Origin of the sequence: Sphaerisporangium aureirubrum, from assembly GCF_042658925.1 — a bacterium.
Classification (GTDB): domain Bacteria; phylum Actinomycetota; class Actinomycetes; order Streptosporangiales; family Streptosporangiaceae; genus Sphaerisporangium; species Sphaerisporangium aureirubrum.
On record NZ_JBHSRF010000087.1, the window covers coordinates 21,447 to 36,451 of the forward strand.

Sequence of the window (15,005 nt, forward strand, 5' to 3'; positions counted from 1 at the left end):
CGATGACCCGGATACGGGATATCGACGTCCTGCGCGGCTTCGCCGTGTGCGGGATCATGCTGGTCAACACCTGGCAGCACACCGCCGGAGCGATCGAGAACCGCGTCCAGAGCCTGCCGGACTGGCTGGTGGAGAACCTCGCGCAGAGCCGCTTCTACCCCATCTTCTCGTTCCTGTTCGGCGTCGGCGTCGTGCTTTTCCTGCGCTCCGCCGCGCACCGGACGCCCCGCCCGTGGATCCCCCTGCTGCGGCGGCTCGCCGTCCTCGCCGCGTTCGGGCTGGTGCACCGCCTGGTCAACCCCGGCGAGGTGCTGCTGCCGTACGCGCTCACCGGGGCCCTCGCGCTGCTGCCCGCCTCGTTCCTGCCGAGGTGGGCGGTCCTGGCCGCCGGGACGGGCGCCACGCTGTGGGCGGTGCTGTTCAAGGCGGGCGGCGTGTGGCTGATCCCCGGGCTTGCCCTGCTCGGCATGGCGGTCATGCTGTACGCCCCGCCGCCGCGCGCCCTGCGGCCGGTGTTCCTGGCCGCCGCGACGTCCGCCGGGGCGCTGGTCGTCGCGTGGGCGTACCTGTGGGCGCGGCCGGAGACGTTCGAGTTCCGCTTCACCGTGGCCGTCTACCCGCTGGCGGGCCTGGCCGCCGCCACCGCCTACTGCGCCGGCGTGCTGCTGTGGCTGCGCCACCGGCCCGGGTCCCTGGCGGTGCTGGAGTCGCTCGGGCGGATGGCGCTGACCATGTACCTGTCCGGCACGGTGATCATCCTGGCCGTGCTGCCGCTGCTGGTGACCGACCCGACCCGGGCGAGCGTGTTCGTGATGGCCGCCGTCGCCCTCGCCGCGCAGGCCGCGTTCGCCCGGTGGTGGCTCGCCCGGTACCGGTACGGCCCGCTGGAATGGGTCTGGCGGTGCGTCACCTGGTGGGAGCCGGTGCCGAACCGGATCCCCGTCCACAGGACGGCGGAAGATCTCGGCGGGTGAGCCGCCGGGACCGTACTCTGGTGGCGTGACGCGCATCGCCCTGTGCCAGATCCCGGTGTCCACCGACCCCAAGACCAACCTCGAGCGGGTCCGTGACGCGCTCGGGCGGGCGGCCTCGCGCGGCGCGACGGTCGCCGTCTTCCCCGAGGCGACGCTGACCAGATTCGGCAAGGGCATCGCCGACGCGGCCGAGCCGCTGGACGGCCCGTTCCTCACCGCCGTGGCCGACGCCGCCCGCACCCACGAGGTGGCCGTCGTGCTCGGCACCTTCGAGCCCGCCGGCGGCCGGGTGTTCAACACCTGCGTGGTGCTGGACCGCCGCGGCACGCTCGTCGCCTCCTACCGCAAGATCCACCTGTTCGACTCCTTCGGCGCCAGGGAGTCCGACCTGGTGGCCCCCGGGGACACCCCCGTGGTCGCCGAGCTGGCCGGCCTGCGGCTGGGGCTCGTCACCTGCTACGACGTGCGCTTCCCCGAGCTGTTCCGCGCCCTGGTCGACCAAGGCGCCGACGCGTTCGTGGTGATCGCCGCCTGGGGCACCGGCCCCATGAAGGAAGAACACTGGGCCACCCTGGTCAAGGCCAGGGCCATCGAGAACACCACCTGGACCATCGCCGTCGGCCAGGCCCCGAACCCCGAGGTGTCCGACGGATTCGGCGTCGGCCGCAGCATGCTGGTGGACCCCATGGGCGTGGTCCGGGCCGATCTCGGCCCGGCGGCCGGCGTCCACGTCGTCGAGATCGACCCCGGCGAGACCGAGCGGGTGCGGGCCACCGTGCCCTCCCTGGAGCATCGGCGTCCAGATATTTATCGCGCAGTGCCGAATGCCGAGGTCGGCAGATCGTAAACTGCGGGGTGTGAGTGAGCTGGCACCCCTGACCCAGATGCAGAAGGTCATCCCGCCCCGGTTGCTGGTGCCCTATCTGGCGGGTCAGCGCACGATCATCTCGGGCTACGTCTACCGCGTTCAGGACTGCTCGCGGCTCGACAGCCCCGAGCAGCTCGTCTCCGCGCTCGACCTGGCCTTCGAGGGCTCCGAGCTCGACGCGTCGGTGCCCGAGTTATACATCCTGCGCTGGCAGTCCCGGGACACCGACACCTATCTCGTGCCCTACGGCCAGCACATGGGCGGCGATTGGAACGATTCGCCACCGTTCGCGGGCAACGGGTTCACCACCTCGCGCCGTCACGTCGTCCCCCAGTTCCACACGCCGCCGATGCCGATCCCGGCCGGCGCCGAGATCCAGCACGTCACCGCGCGCGGCGAGCGCCGGTTCGCCGAGTACGACGGCCTGACCTGGCGGCGCGCCGCATGACCGACATCGAGCCCGTGGGCCTCGGGTACATCGCACGCCGGCACGAGACCACCTACGCCGCCGCCCTCGGCCCCGGCCCCGACGACGTGACGCTGTTCAGCGAGGAGTCCCGCGAGGGCTTCGACGCCGCCGGGGGCTACTGGCGGCGCCGGGTGCGGCGCCAGGACCTCGAATGGCTGGTGCTGCTGCGCACCGTCGGCGCGTTCGGCGGCGAGCCGTGCGTCGTGCTGGACGAGGACGACGACGGCCTGCACATCGCCTACACCGGGCACAGCGGGCTGCGGGCCGAGGCGCTCGGCTACTGGATGGTCGACCACGGGGCGTACGAAGTGGTGGTGCCGCACGAGGAGGTCCACTCCATCCGGGTGGAGCGGGTGCCGATCCCGACCCGCCCGGCGGCCGATCACCCCTCGCCGTCGCCGAGCCGCCGGTAACGCTCCAGCCTGGCCGCGAGCCTGTCGGCGGGCGGGCGCTCCAGCAGGCCCGCGAGCTCCTGCTCCAAGGCGCGGCCGACCCGGCGGCAGAACGCCTCCGGCTCGTACGCCGCGTCCGGAAGCTCGGGGATGACGCGGTCCACGATGCCGTTGGCCGCGAGGTCCGCCGCGCGCACCCCCTGCGCGCGGGCGATCTCCTCGGCGAAGTCGACGCTGCGGTACAGGATCACCGAGGCGCCTTCGGGGGACAACGGGGACAGCCAGCCGTGCTGGGCGGCGAGCACCCGGTCGGCGGGCAGCAGGGCCAGCGCCGCGCCACCCGCGCCCTCGCCGAGCAGCAGGCAGACCGTGGGGGCGTCCAGCATGACCAGGTCGGCCAGGGAGCGGGCGATCTCGGCGGCCAGCCCGCCCTCCTCGGCGGCCTTGGACAGCGCCGCGCCCGCGGTGTCGACCACCGTGACCAGCGGGAGCCCGAGCTCCGCGGCCAGCCGCATACCGCGCCGCGCCACCCTCAGCCCGGCGGGGCCGAGGTGCCTGCCGGCCTGCTGCCTGCGGCGGTCCTGGCCGAGCACGACGGCGGGCACCGCGCCGAACCGCGCGAGGGCCAGCAGCAGCCCCGGGTCGTTCTCGCCGACCCCGGTGCCGTTCAAGGGGGTGACGTCGGTGGCGGCCAGCTTGAGCAGGGTGCGGACACCCGGCCGGTCGTCCCGCCGGGACCGGTTGATCGCCTCCCACGCGTCGACGTCCACGGGCCGTTCCACGACCACCGGGGGCTCCGCCGCCGTCCGGACCGTGCCGTCCCTCGGGGCGCACAGCACCGCGAGGGCGCGGATCGCGATCGCGCGGGCGTCCTGCGCGGACACCACCGCGTCGACCAGGCCGTGCTGGAACAGGTTCTCCGCGACCTGGACGCCGGTGGGGAACGCGTAGCCGTTCAGCGACTCGAACACCCGGGGCCCGAGGAAGCCGATCAGCGCGCCCGGCTCGGCGGCGGTCACGTGCCCGAGAGATCCCCACGAGGCGAACACCCCGCCCGTGGTCGGGTGACGCAGGTAGACGATGTACGGCAGCCCGGCGGCCCGGTGCGCCGTCACCGCCGCGGTGATCTTGACCATCTGCACGAAGGCGAGCGCGCCCTCCTGCATCCGGGTGCCGCCGGACGCCGGGGACGCCAGCAGCGGCAGCCCTTCGGCGGTGGCCCGCTCGACCGCGCGCACCAGGCGCCCGGCCGCGACCACCCCGATGGAACCCGCCAGGAAGGAGAACTCACACGCCATCACCGCGACGCGGCGCCCGCCGAGCAGTCCCTCGCCGGTCACCACCGACTCGTCGTACCCGCTCTTGGCCCGCGCGGCGGCCAGCTCCTCGCCGTACCCCGAGCCCGGGGGCGCCGGGTCCCTCGGTGGTTCGTCCCAGGATGTGAAGGAACCGGGGTCGAGCACGGTGTGGAACAGCGTGCGCGAGTCCGGGCGTGCCGCGCTCACGCTTCCCGCTTCGCCAGCCAGTCCAGGACGGCACGCTCGTCCTGGCCGAGCTCGGGCGGGGCCAGGTGCTCGGCGGGCGGCGCGCCGTCGAAGCGCAGCGGCGGCCCGGGCAGCTCGATGGGGCCGAGCACGGGGTGGTCCACCGTCACCACGAGGCCCTGGGAGCGCACCTGGTCCCAGGCGTACACCTCGTCGATGGTGCGGATCGCGCCCGCCGGGATGCCGAGCCGGGCCAGCTCGGCCAGCCAGTGCGCCCGGTCCTGCGCCGCCAGCGCCTTCTCCATGTCGGCGATCAGCTCGTCCCGGTGCGCGAAGCGGTCCCTGTTCGCGGCGTACCTGGGGTCGGCGGCGTCCAGGCCGAGCCTTGGGGCGAGCCTGCGCCACTGCGTGTCGTTGGCCACCGCGATCTGGATCATCCCGTCCGCGCAGCGGAAGGCCCCGTACGGCGCGATGGACGCGTGGTGGTTGCCGCCCGCGGCCGGGACCTTGCCGCCGACCGTCCAGGCCGTGCCGTGGTAGGAGTGCACCCCGACCACCGAGGCCAGCAGCGACGTGCGCACCACTGTGCCCTTGCCGGTGCGCCCGCGCTCGTACAGGGCGGCGACCGTGCCGTACGCGCCGTGGATGCCCGCCAGCAGGTCGGCGATGGAGGCGCCCACGCGGTACGGCTCGGCGGGCGAGGGGCCGGTGAGGCTCATCAGGCCGGCCTCGCCCTGCGCGATCTGGTCGTAGCCCGGGCGGCCGCCCTCCGGGCCGTCGTGGCCGAAACCGGTGATGGACAGCACGACCAGGCCGGGGTTGAGCTCGTGCAGCCTCTCCACCGTGAAGCCGAGGCGGTCCAGCACGCCGGTGCGGAAGTTCTCCACCAGCACGTCGCTCTGCCGGATCAGGCGGGTGAGGAGCGCGGCGCCGTCCTCGCTCTTGAGGTCGACGGCGATGGACCGTTTGTTGCGATTGGCCGCCAGGAAGTACGTGGATATGTCGCCCTCGGGACCGGCGAACGGGGGGCCCCAGCCGCGTGACTCGTCCCCACTGCCCGGTTGTTCCACCTTGATCACCGTGGCGCCCAGATCACCCAGCATCTGCGCCGCGTGCGGCCCCGCCAGCGCGCGGGAGAGGTCGAGGACGACGATGTCACTGAGAGGTCCCTGCAAGGCCAGCCTCCACGGTCGGCGGAACACGCTCCGGTCCTTCACCGGCAAGCCTGCCAGGTCCGCCCACCCTCCCGACACCCAGCCCCGCCGACCTTCCACACCGAAGCGCACCGCCCGGCCCCTCACCGGACGGCGCGCCCCTGGCCGCATCACTCAGTGGTGGGTACGACGCGCCCGCAGCCGGTCCATGAACTCCCGGATCCGTTGCTGCATACGCGGGTCCCGCGTCATCGACTTCGCCCGATGCATATGCTCCTGCCCCTTCGGGCCCCGGAGATAATCCTTGATGCGGTCAACCATAGATGCCATATGTCGTCACCCCGTCCGTCGGTCACCGTTCCACTTGAACGGCTACCCGCCCCCACCCCAAGTAATCACGCATAGTACTCACTTGCTACAAAAACAGGACAATCCTGGCGATTACCGTAACCAAACCCGCCTTTTACACCCCCACCCACCCAGAACGACCACCAAACACAACCTGCCCGACACCGCACCCCCATCGCCCGGTGTGCCCCCTCACCTCCCCGGCGCCCCTTCTACTCAGCACCGGACGACAAAGCCGACCCAAGCGGCACACGCATCGCCCGCCCGACGCGGCCTCTCACTCCCACGGCGCCCCTTCCACCTCAGCACCGGAACCACGAAGCCGACACAAGCAGCGCACACGTCGCTCACCCGCCCGGGGTGACCCCTTCCCCCCATGGCGCCACCCCTCCGCCTCAGCACCACATCGCGGTTCCCCCCCGCGTTCCTAGGAGTCCTGCCGGTCGTCGCCGATCCCGGCGACGTGGTCGTCGAGGCGTAGCGACGAAGTCGACACGAACGGCACACGCGTCGCCCACCCGCCTGACGCGGCCTCGCACGCCCACGACGCCCGCCTTCCACCCCCGCACCGGAACGACGAGGTCGACACGGGCGGCGCACACGTCACCCGCCCGCCCGGGCGTGGCCCCCCGTCGTCCCAGGTCCGACTTCGGCGCCGGGGCGGCGGGAAGTGGTACGGCGAATCCGGCGCCGCCGTACGGCGGCCGGCCGGTGAGCGCGCGTGGGCACCCGCTTCTTACGCGCGCGGCAGTTCGAAGTGGATGCGGACCGACGTGCCGCCGGGGTGGCAGTGGAGGCGGACCAGGTCGGACAGTTCGTTCACGATGAGGATGCCGCGGCCGCGGCCCGCGGCGTCCGGGGGCGGGATGCGGCCCACCATGGGGTCGTCGATGCGGCCGCAGTCGTCGATCTGGCAGACCACCAGGCCGTCCTCCCGCCACATCCAGACCGTCCCGGGGCGCCTGGCGTGCTCGGCGGTGTTGGTCGCCAGCTCGTTCACCGAGATCAGCAGGTCGGCGATCCGCACCTCCGGCAACCCGGCGGACGCCGCCCATCCGGCCACGAAATCCCGCAGCGCCGTCAGCGCGCCGATCCCCTCGAAGGGGAACATCGCGGCCTGCCGCGGCGGCAGGGGCAGCGGCCAGTCGAACGTCGCGGCCGTCACCACCGGATCGGCGTACGACGGGCTGGTCCAGGACTCCAGGCCCTCCCACATCTCGGGATGGGTGCTCCCAGCGTCCTCGATCTCCCGCGCGGTGAGGCCCGACGCGTCGTACGGGCACAGGATCGCCGCGTCCCTCCCGGAGAACGCCGTGTTGATCAGCGCCTCGTGCGCGACGCACGCGGGGTACTCCAGCGGACTGCGCCCCGGCCAGATCGGCTCACCGATGATCCACGCCCGGCGCCCCATGTGGGCCCCGGCGAAGGCCAGCAGCACCGACGGGATGATGCGGCCGGGATTGCGCCCCGCGACGGCCATGTCATGAAAGGTCACCCCCGCCGCCCGGTCGCCCAGGCGCTCCCGGATCAGGTCGCCCTTGCCCCCGGGCACCGCCACCATCGCCGGGTCGCCGAGCGCCAGCCCCCGTTCCAGGAACGACACGCAGCCGGCGGCGTACTCATCAGGGTCACGGTAGATGAGACCGATATGTCGGAAGGGATCATCCGTCGACTGCTGCCGCGCCGACGCCGACTCCATCATCTCAACGCCTCCGGTCGCCCTTCGCCACCCGTACCGCCCGCCGCCTCCCCGGCGTCCGGCCCTGCGCCGCGCCTGCTACCCACAGGACCGGGGTTCATGTGACCGATGTCGCGGTTACCCGAGTGACCCTGGGGACCCGCGCCGCGGCCGACGAGCCGCAGATCGTGCCCCGCCAGTTTCATCAGCCTCACCAGGGGCGGCGAGCACCCGACGAACCGCACCCCACCCGGCACCGAACCGGCCGCCCGCACCAGCAACCGCGCCGCCGCGGCGTCGGCGAACCGCAACCGCTCCACGTCCAGCGTGAGCGGCACCTCCACACCCGCGAAGTCATCCGGCAGCACGGCCAGGGTGGCGGCCAGCGCGGCCCGGTTGGACGCGTCCGCCTCCCCGGCGAGCCGCACGCCGGGCGGGTCGTCGGTGCGCAGGATGCGCAGCAGCGGGCGCCAGCCGATCGGCGCGTTCGGGGTGAACGTGCTCGGATGCGCCGCGGACAGGCACGCGAGCCGCTCCGGGGCGAACAGCCGCCGGTCGTACTGGCACAGGGCCATCGCGTAACCACCGGCGAACACGCGGTTCACCTCGGCCTCGTACCACTCCAGCCGCTCACCGCCCGGCACCCTGCCGGCCGCCCAGGTCATGTCGCCGATCACCCGCAGCCCGGCGTACCCGCGGTCCCGCGCGGTGGCGATCTCCCGCGACCAGCAGCCGATCACCGCCTCGGGCTCGAAGCGCCCGCCTGGCAGATAGCCCTCGGCGGAACTGCGCACCTGGACCTGCCCCGCGTCCAGCAGCCCACGGGCGTCCAGTCCGCCCGCCTCCAGATCGGCCAGCACGGTCTCCCGCGGCCACCCGGCGAAGTAGATCAGCCTGTGGTGGTGACGGACCCCCGCCCTGGCGGACCCCACCAGCGCGGCACGCCGCTGCTCGTCGTCGTCATAGGTGACGCACACGTGGTCGCCGGGACGCAGCCGCTCGATCACGTACGGGTCCATGCAGACGCCCTTCACTACGGTGACCGCGGGTCTGCTCACCCCTCGTGACCCCAGGCCCGGGTTGTCTCCTCAAAGCTAACCGAATCTGCCGGGAACCCGCAAAGCAAAGGCAAGGCTTTCCTCTATATCTATAACCTTCCACGCTATATGTCTGGCCTGCGGTTCCAAATGTACATCACCATGATTCTCTTCACGCCGGTCGCGGCTTCTCCCCGGCACTTGTCACGCGTCCTGGATCGCCATCCATACCCGCTTCACCCCGAATAATCATCAGACCCCCTTTTTCTCCAGAATCAGCCTGCTACTGGACTCCTGCCCGCGGCGCCCCGTCCCCGGCGGCGGCATCGGCTAAGTTGGTGATCTCCACGCCGCCGGGAGATCAGGAGGCCCCTCCGCTGACCAGCACCGACCAGCCGCGCCTGGACAGGATCATGGAGCGGGTCCGGCGGCTGCTGGACCTGGCAGAACACCCGGCCACCGGCGACGAGGAGGCCGCGCTCGCCTCCGCCCACGCCGCCGCCCTGATGCTCCGCCACGGCCTGGACGCCTCCGCCGTCCGCCGCCGCGCCACCGGCCACGCCGAACGCATCGACGGCCTGGAATTCGAGGTCTCCAACCGGGGCGGCCACGCCCGCGAACGCTGCTGGGCCCTCCACCTGGTCTGCGACGCCCTGGGCTGCAAAGGCGCCCAGCACTGGACCGCCGTCAAAGGCCGCGGCATCCGAGGCGCCACCAGGGTCACCATGACCATCATCGGCCCCGACCCCGTCCTGGACAGCCTCCGCCTCCTCCTCCCCTCCCTCTCCCTCCAGATGGAAACCCACGTAAAACCGGCTCTCCACCACTTCACCACCCCTCTCCCCCCCGACCGCACCGAACGCGCCCGCGCCGCGAAAGACTTCCGCCGCGCCTTCTACGTAGGCTTCGGCTCCGGAGTGGCCGCCAAACTCCGCACCCGAGTAGCCGAAATGACCGAACAGATGAAGGGCACCGGCGCCGAACTCGTCCTCCTCGACCGCAAGCCCCTGGTCCAAGCCGAATTCCACCGCCGCTTCCCCGGCCTCCGCCAAGCCCGCCCCACCCAACTAGACCCCACCGGCTACCACACCGGCCACAAAGCCGGCCTCCACGCCGACTTGTCCGACCGCACCCTCCCCGACCTAACCCCCGAAGAACTAACCCCCTGAAAACCCAGGACACCCCACCACCCCCGTGGGTTACGGTGATTCGGGGCTGTCAGAGAATTCGATTCAGGGGGCGATGACCATGGGTCCCGTACCACCAGGAACCGGCCCACTCTCCCCAGACTTCACCGGCATCGACCCATCCCAGATGGACGACTTCATCAGTTCCCTGGACCACGCCCGAAACCAGATCGGTGAACACACCGAAGCCATCCGCCGCGTCCTGACCGCTAACGCCGTCCCCGCGAGCTCCCTCCACCCCATATCCGAAATAGAACACTGGATCGACACAAAACTCCCCGACCTCCGCCGCCGCAACCAAATAGCCCACGCCACAAGCAACCTCCCCGACTGGTCCCCTGCCGGCACCCTTCGACTGGTCCCTTACAAGGAAGACGCGGCATCCACGTCCCCCGCCGAGTCCCGCCGCCTCGGCACCGAACTCGCGGACCAGTACAAACAACTGCACCCGGACGCCCTCCTAGATCCCCTGCTGGACCAGAAGTACCAGAAAATCATCGACGCACTCGCCGAGCACGTCAACGACCCCGAATTCACTGCCTCGTTCTTCGCCACCCTCGGCCTCGAAGCCACCATGCTGCTTCCCGTACTGGCCCGCCAGAGGATCGGCATGCAAGACGGCGTGGGTACCGTCGAACCCCCGAGCCCGAACGACAAAGTGCTCACCACGGTGAGCAACGCCTTCGCGACCGCGGTCTCCGCAGGCTCCCACATCCCTGGCTTCGCAGCCATCGAAGAGGCGCTGCGAACCCACCCGATGTCACGCCTCGACCGCTTCGGAACCAGCCTCCTGGTCATCTCCGGCAGATTCCCCGCCGGCTGGCTTGCCCAGGTCGCGACCGTCAACGGCCTGACCACCGGCAAACCCAGCGCCGGCTTCCTTCATGCCCTCGGAAACAACCCCACCGCCGCCCGCCTGGCCTTACGCCTGTCCACCGGCGACTACACCAAGGACAACACCAAGCTCGCCGCCCTCCTGACCCGATTCGCCGGCCAGACGCGCGGCGCGTACTCAGACCCCGAAGCAGACGCCTTCGGACGCATGCTCGCCGCCGCCGCCGGAGCCTACGACGAAAAGGACGGCGCACACTCCAAAGACGCCGCCACCGTGGCCTTCACCGTCATGACGACCCTCGGCAAGGTGGACCTCGGCCAGGCGACCAGAATCCACATGTCAGAGATCGCCGGTTCCTACGCCACAGAAATCCTGGAAGGCGCAAACCTGGGCGACACTAACCACATCCTCGATAGCTCCAACACCCGGGTGACCTCCTCCCTCCCCGGCCTCAAGCCCTCCTTCCGCCTCAGCCCCGAAGACACCTACCACTTCCTCAAAACCTTCACCGACACCCTGGCCAACCAGGCCCCCTTCCAAGCAGGTATGGGCCTCCTCACCACCCGCCTCATCAATGAAGCCGTCCCCCAAATGATCAAGTCAAAAGACCCCACCCGCCTGGACGACACCTTCGGCGCCCTAGGAAACGTCCGAGGCTTCGAACTTGCAGCCAGAGAAACCTGGGGCAACGCTCAAGACCAGGCCGCCGAAGAATCAAGACAACTCGCAAGTCTCCTAATCGGAAACGCCGCCGGAGCCGTCGGCCTGGCCTTCACCGGAGCCGGTGCAGTGGCCTACACCGCCCTCAGCTCGATATGGTCCTATTACGACACCACTAAGGCCGAACCCGAGAGCGAGATCGACAAAATTCGAGCCACCGACGCACGCGAAACCCTCGGCCGCCAGCACACCATCGCGCAAGCCCTTCTCGATGCCGGCTTTAGTCCCAGCATTTCCCCTAAAGCATATGACATTACAAATCAATCAGGCATCAAGATCGCGGAGCAGAGCGGTAAACTTCGACCGTTCTCGGAATTAATCGATCTAAGCACCCCCGGCTACGATGCACTTGATCGTTGGTTTATAGCGAATGGCATGGGCGGGAACGACAGCCTAGCCCTTGGTCAACTGACAAACCGGTACGCGGACCGGTTCGAGGGTCGCAAGCAGCGCAGCATGTTAAGAAGCCTGGAATTTGATCGATAGCCTATTCAGCAGGTAGGCATTGAGTTTCTCCCTGAATTGAATATACACCAGGAGCATGGGAACTGAGAGTCAAAATCGTATGGGCAGATGCGTTGGCAAGCCTGATGACTTCACCACCATCGTCGATTAGAGTATAGTTCGCGACGCGTTTTAGTGCGCCGAGCATCATGTCATTCAGAGCATCAGGACTGGTTCGAGGATCCAGGTCGATTCCTGTGGCCGCAAAAGTTTGCCTTGCCTTCCCCTCGGCGCAAGGGACGTTGCGTCCCCCCGGGTCAGTCACTGTCACATTTTGAGCGTTTCGTTCATTTAGCAGCCGAAGGATATGCGCTTTAAGGGTTTGTCCCGCTTGCGTGACCGTGGGACCTTCAGCGTTTGAGCATGAAGTTAGAGATATAGCGAGAAGAACTAGTAGGGAGGCGACACCACAGCAGAATCTGAGCGGAGATGAGATGCCAAGCATAGGCTAGCCTCCGTGCTGGCCGAAGCGCCGTCTAGAGTCGCATAATCATAGTAAGAATGCCTGCGCCAACAAGCACGTGGCAGGAGTGTGCCCCTTGCCCATCGACGATGATCTGGTACCCAACCCCAGGTACGGGGAGTTGGAAGCTGCTCTCGCTATCGTCCGAAGTCACGCGCATGTGCTTGAGACCGTGCTTGACCCCCTATGCTCCCGTTTCGGAAGTCACGCTATTTGGGTGGGTCCCACCGCTCGAACCTTCGGGCAGGAGCTCAGCGGTAGAAATGCACGGCTCAAAGTGGCTGCTCGGCGCGCGATTGAGGTGTTGGAGGCCGAACTGCGGTCCACCCCGAGTAAGGTGTCGCGTACCACCGCTGCGGCAATGAGCGGATGGGGATGACTTCTGTCAGTTGCGCTGAGGGGACAGCACAGCGGAGTCAGGGAGACGAAGGTCTGCCAGCGCTTCTCGCCAATCAGCAGTGGCGGAGCCAGTGCGGCCGAGCAGCGCGTCGAAGTCATGGGCGCGTACAACCACACTGCTGATCGGCAGCGTGTGTGGGTCACGACAAGCGGCCGTGGCGATGCGGCAAGCCTCTTCGACCTCTCCCGCCTTGGCCAGGACGCTAGCGTGAGCGAAGCGTACAAGTGCGGGGTCACTGGTGACAGTTGGGTCATACAGGGCTAGGGCCCGGTCTGTGGCATCACCGGTGCCGTCGACGTCGCCCAGGTCGGCCCGTCCGCGTGCCTCGTAGAAGGTCTGACGCGCCAGTTCGTACGACAGGACGCCCGCGTGGAGGTTCTCAGGCTCGCACCGGTCGAGGATGGTACGCGACCGCTCGATCGACCGCTCGAACGCAGTGCGGTCTCCCAACGAGGCGTGCGCGACAGCGGCTATCCCCCACAACCACCCCATTGGGGGAGTCGCCCCTACAGCTTGCTCCAGCCTCGGAGTGACCATCCTGAGCGCGGTTCGTGGATCTGCCGAATACAGCGGTATGAACGTGCTGCCAACCAGCGCCAGGTCGCCTAGGGCGGAGTCGCCGGCCTCGTCCGCCGCCCGCGCCGCAGCGATATGCCAGCGATGCGCCATGAGGAACTGATCTGTGGTGAACAGGATGCGCCCGATGACGATCGAGAGTTTCGCACCGACACGACCGAGCCGCCGCTGAGTCTCGATCGGCTGGCGTTGCGCAAGCAGTTCACGCACGCTACTCAAATGCATCAGCGCTCCCACCATGAGACTCGTGGGGAGCACGCTCTCCAGCGTCAGCCCAAGGCGATCACTTTCCGCTTCGAGGTACAACAGTCGCCCCTCACCGGCGGTTGTGGAGTCAAGAGCCTGTTCCAACAGGTCGGGCCCACGCCGGATACTTTCCGGCAGCCCGAGAGCCATGGCCGCACCGAGATGAAGAACTTCTCGCCGGTTCGTAGCCGCCTCCCGAGCATCGGAGCGAGCACCAGAGTCCCTAATACCAGGGTCGTACGGGGCGAGTAGTTGCGCAACGGTGTGGCCCGGGAACATTCGTTCCAGGACGCGGCAGTGGTCGGAGTGGGGCTTGGTCTTCAGGTGGCCCTTCAGCCAGCGGGCGAACGCCTCCCGGCTGGGGGAAGAGCCGACCAGGGAGCGGTCGATGCTTCTGGCCGCTTTGTCGTACTCCAGGCAGAACGCTCGGTGGGTCTCCTGGTGGCGCTTCATCAGCAGCGCCTTCAGCAAGGTCAGTTGAGCGGACATCAGCGGGCACCTACTTCTGGTAATCGAATGAGCGCTTAGAGTGAAGTTATGGTCACCATAAGACTTTCGTTCAGTCCGAGGTGGCCTTTTCCTGGCGCGACGGCAGATACGACATGCCGACGACAACTTCACGGCGGAGGGAAGACCCGACGGGGGCAGCGACTGGGCGTAGGGGGGTGCCGGGGCCGGACACAGCACGGCATGTCACGCATCTTGTAATAGGTCGCTCATTACGGGGCTTCAGCGCATCATGAAGGCCAACCGCGCCGACCTGCGGCTCGATGTCATCAAGCGGGGAGTCGAGGAGTCACGGCTGCCGGACGCACTCAAGCAACTGGCGCAGCAGCGGCTGGACCTCGCATCCGACTACATCGACGACGATTTCCAGGTGAAACCCTTGGTCCGCCCCGGCCGTGTGATCATCGTGGACCTGCGTGACGAGTTCATCGAGAAGGACGAGGCGCTCGGGCTGTTCGTCGTGCTGATGCAGCTCTTCGCCGAGGCCAGGCACGACGGCGAACGCTTCAACAAGCTGGTCGTCTTCGACGAGGCGCACAAGTACATCGAGAGTCCCGACCTGGTCGCGGGACTGGTGGAGAGCGTCAGGGAGATGCGGCACAAGGGCATGAACGTCCTGGTGGCCAGCCAGGACCCCCCAGTCCCCGGGTCACCCGCCACGGCGGCGGGACCAGGACCGCCGTCGAGTGACCGCGCCGCTCGGAACCTGGCGGCAGGCCCTGGGATCCGGGATATGGCAGAGAAACGCCGTACGGGGGACGGAGCGGTGACGGGGGGCGGCGCGCGGGGTGCTCTCCCATGACCGGGGACCCCGTTTAGCGTCGGCGAGCGAACACCGAGATCGCGGGTTCCGGAGTACGTCGTCGTGACACGTGCGTTCATTCACGGCGATGGCGATGGAGCCGAGGCGGCCTCGGGTGTCATCCGTCTCCCCCGTTGAAATGGACGTCTCGCCTTGATGTACGACGAACCTGGGCCCGCCTCGCCGCATGGATGGATTCGGCGGGTTCGCTATGCGGTGTGGTGCTATGGGATGTCCGGCATGGTGCTGATCAGCGGCACGCAGCCGTGGGTGGTCTCGGGGAGGGATCGCGGGGCGGGGGTTTCGATGTGGGGCCTGGCGTGGGATCCGGTGCGGGGGGTTGGGGCCTCGGGGGCGGCCG

At 68.9% G+C, this 15,005-nt stretch carries 12 protein-coding genes; 7 read left to right on the top strand and 5 right to left on the bottom strand.

Going from position 1 to position 15,005, the window contains the following annotated elements:
• Nucleotides 1–2 precede the first annotated feature (2 nt).
• The 4 genes from ACFP1K_RS35035 to ACFP1K_RS35050 are packed head-to-tail and all read left to right on the top strand — an operon-like array spanning nt 3 to nt 2,724.
• Nucleotides 3–974 (top strand): DUF418 domain-containing protein, encoded by a 972-nt coding sequence (locus ACFP1K_RS35035; RefSeq protein ID WP_380761606.1) that lies wholly within the window; start codon nt 3–5, stop codon nt 972–974.
• Between the two features lie 25 nt (nt 975–999).
• Nucleotides 1,000–1,821, top strand: coding sequence for a carbon-nitrogen hydrolase family protein (locus ACFP1K_RS35040; RefSeq protein WP_380761608.1), 822 nt, complete (start codon nt 1,000–1,002; stop codon nt 1,819–1,821).
• 10 nt (nt 1,822–1,831) lie between these two features.
• Nucleotides 1,832–2,290, top strand: a complete 459-nt coding sequence (locus tag ACFP1K_RS35045; RefSeq protein ID WP_380761610.1) for a hypothetical protein — start codon at nt 1,832–1,834, stop codon at nt 2,288–2,290.
• The gene (locus ACFP1K_RS35050; protein WP_380761612.1) at nt 2,287–2,724 is read left to right on the top strand and encodes a hypothetical protein; all 438 of its coding nucleotides are present in this window, start codon (nt 2,287–2,289) and stop codon (nt 2,722–2,724) included. The genes ACFP1K_RS35045 and ACFP1K_RS35050 overlap by 4 nt, the downstream gene beginning before the upstream one ends.
• Here the strand turns inward: ACFP1K_RS35050 and ACFP1K_RS35055 are convergent.
• From ACFP1K_RS35055 to ACFP1K_RS35070, 4 genes are all read right to left on the bottom strand, one after another.
• A complete protein-coding gene (locus ACFP1K_RS35055; protein ID WP_380761614.1) occupies nt 2,694–4,208 on the bottom strand; it encodes a carboxyl transferase domain-containing protein in 1,515 nt (504 codons plus the stop codon). The two genes, ACFP1K_RS35050 and ACFP1K_RS35055, sit on opposite strands and share 31 nt — an antisense overlap.
• Nucleotides 4,205–5,362 carry a CaiB/BaiF CoA transferase family protein gene (locus ACFP1K_RS35060; protein WP_380761616.1) on the bottom strand — a complete coding sequence of 386 codons (1,158 nt, stop codon included), beginning with the start codon at nt 5,360–5,362 and terminating at the stop codon, nt 4,205–4,207. The genes ACFP1K_RS35055 and ACFP1K_RS35060 overlap by 4 nt, the downstream gene beginning before the upstream one ends.
• A 1,063-nt stretch (nt 5,363–6,425) precedes the next feature.
• Entirely contained in the window at nt 6,426–7,391 is a 966-nt protein-coding gene (locus ACFP1K_RS35065; RefSeq protein WP_380761618.1) for an anti-sigma factor RsbA family regulatory protein, read from the bottom strand.
• Nucleotides 7,388–8,425, bottom strand: a complete 1,038-nt coding sequence (locus ACFP1K_RS35070) for an MEDS domain-containing protein (RefSeq protein ID WP_380761620.1) — start codon at nt 8,423–8,425, stop codon at nt 7,388–7,390. Before ACFP1K_RS35070 ends, ACFP1K_RS35065 begins: the two co-directional genes overlap by 4 nt.
• 317 nt (nt 8,426–8,742) lie before the next feature.
• Between ACFP1K_RS35070 and ACFP1K_RS35075 the strand changes: the two genes are divergently transcribed.
• Together ACFP1K_RS35075 and ACFP1K_RS35080 are read left to right on the top strand one after the other, a co-directional pair.
• Entirely contained in the window at nt 8,743–9,573 is an 831-nt protein-coding gene (locus ACFP1K_RS35075) for a DUF2786 domain-containing protein (protein WP_380761622.1), read from the top strand.
• Nucleotides 9,574–9,718: 145 nt separating this feature from the next.
• Nucleotides 9,719–11,632 carry a DUF6571 family protein gene (locus ACFP1K_RS35080; protein WP_380761624.1) on the top strand — a complete coding sequence of 638 codons (1,914 nt, stop codon included), beginning with the start codon at nt 9,719–9,721 and terminating at the stop codon, nt 11,630–11,632.
• A gap of 866 nt (nt 11,633–12,498) precedes the next feature.
• Here the strand turns inward: ACFP1K_RS35080 and ACFP1K_RS35085 are convergent.
• On the bottom strand, nt 12,499–13,824 hold the full coding sequence (locus ACFP1K_RS35085) for a hypothetical protein (RefSeq protein ID WP_380761626.1): 1,326 nt from the start codon (nt 13,822–13,824) through the stop codon (nt 12,499–12,501).
• Nucleotides 13,825–14,074: 250 nt separating this feature from the next.
• Between ACFP1K_RS35085 and ACFP1K_RS35090 the strand changes: the two genes are divergently transcribed.
• On the top strand, nt 14,075–14,644 hold the full coding sequence (locus tag ACFP1K_RS35090) for a hypothetical protein (RefSeq protein ID WP_380761628.1): 570 nt from the start codon (nt 14,075–14,077) through the stop codon (nt 14,642–14,644).
• Nucleotides 14,645–15,005 lie beyond the last annotated feature (361 nt).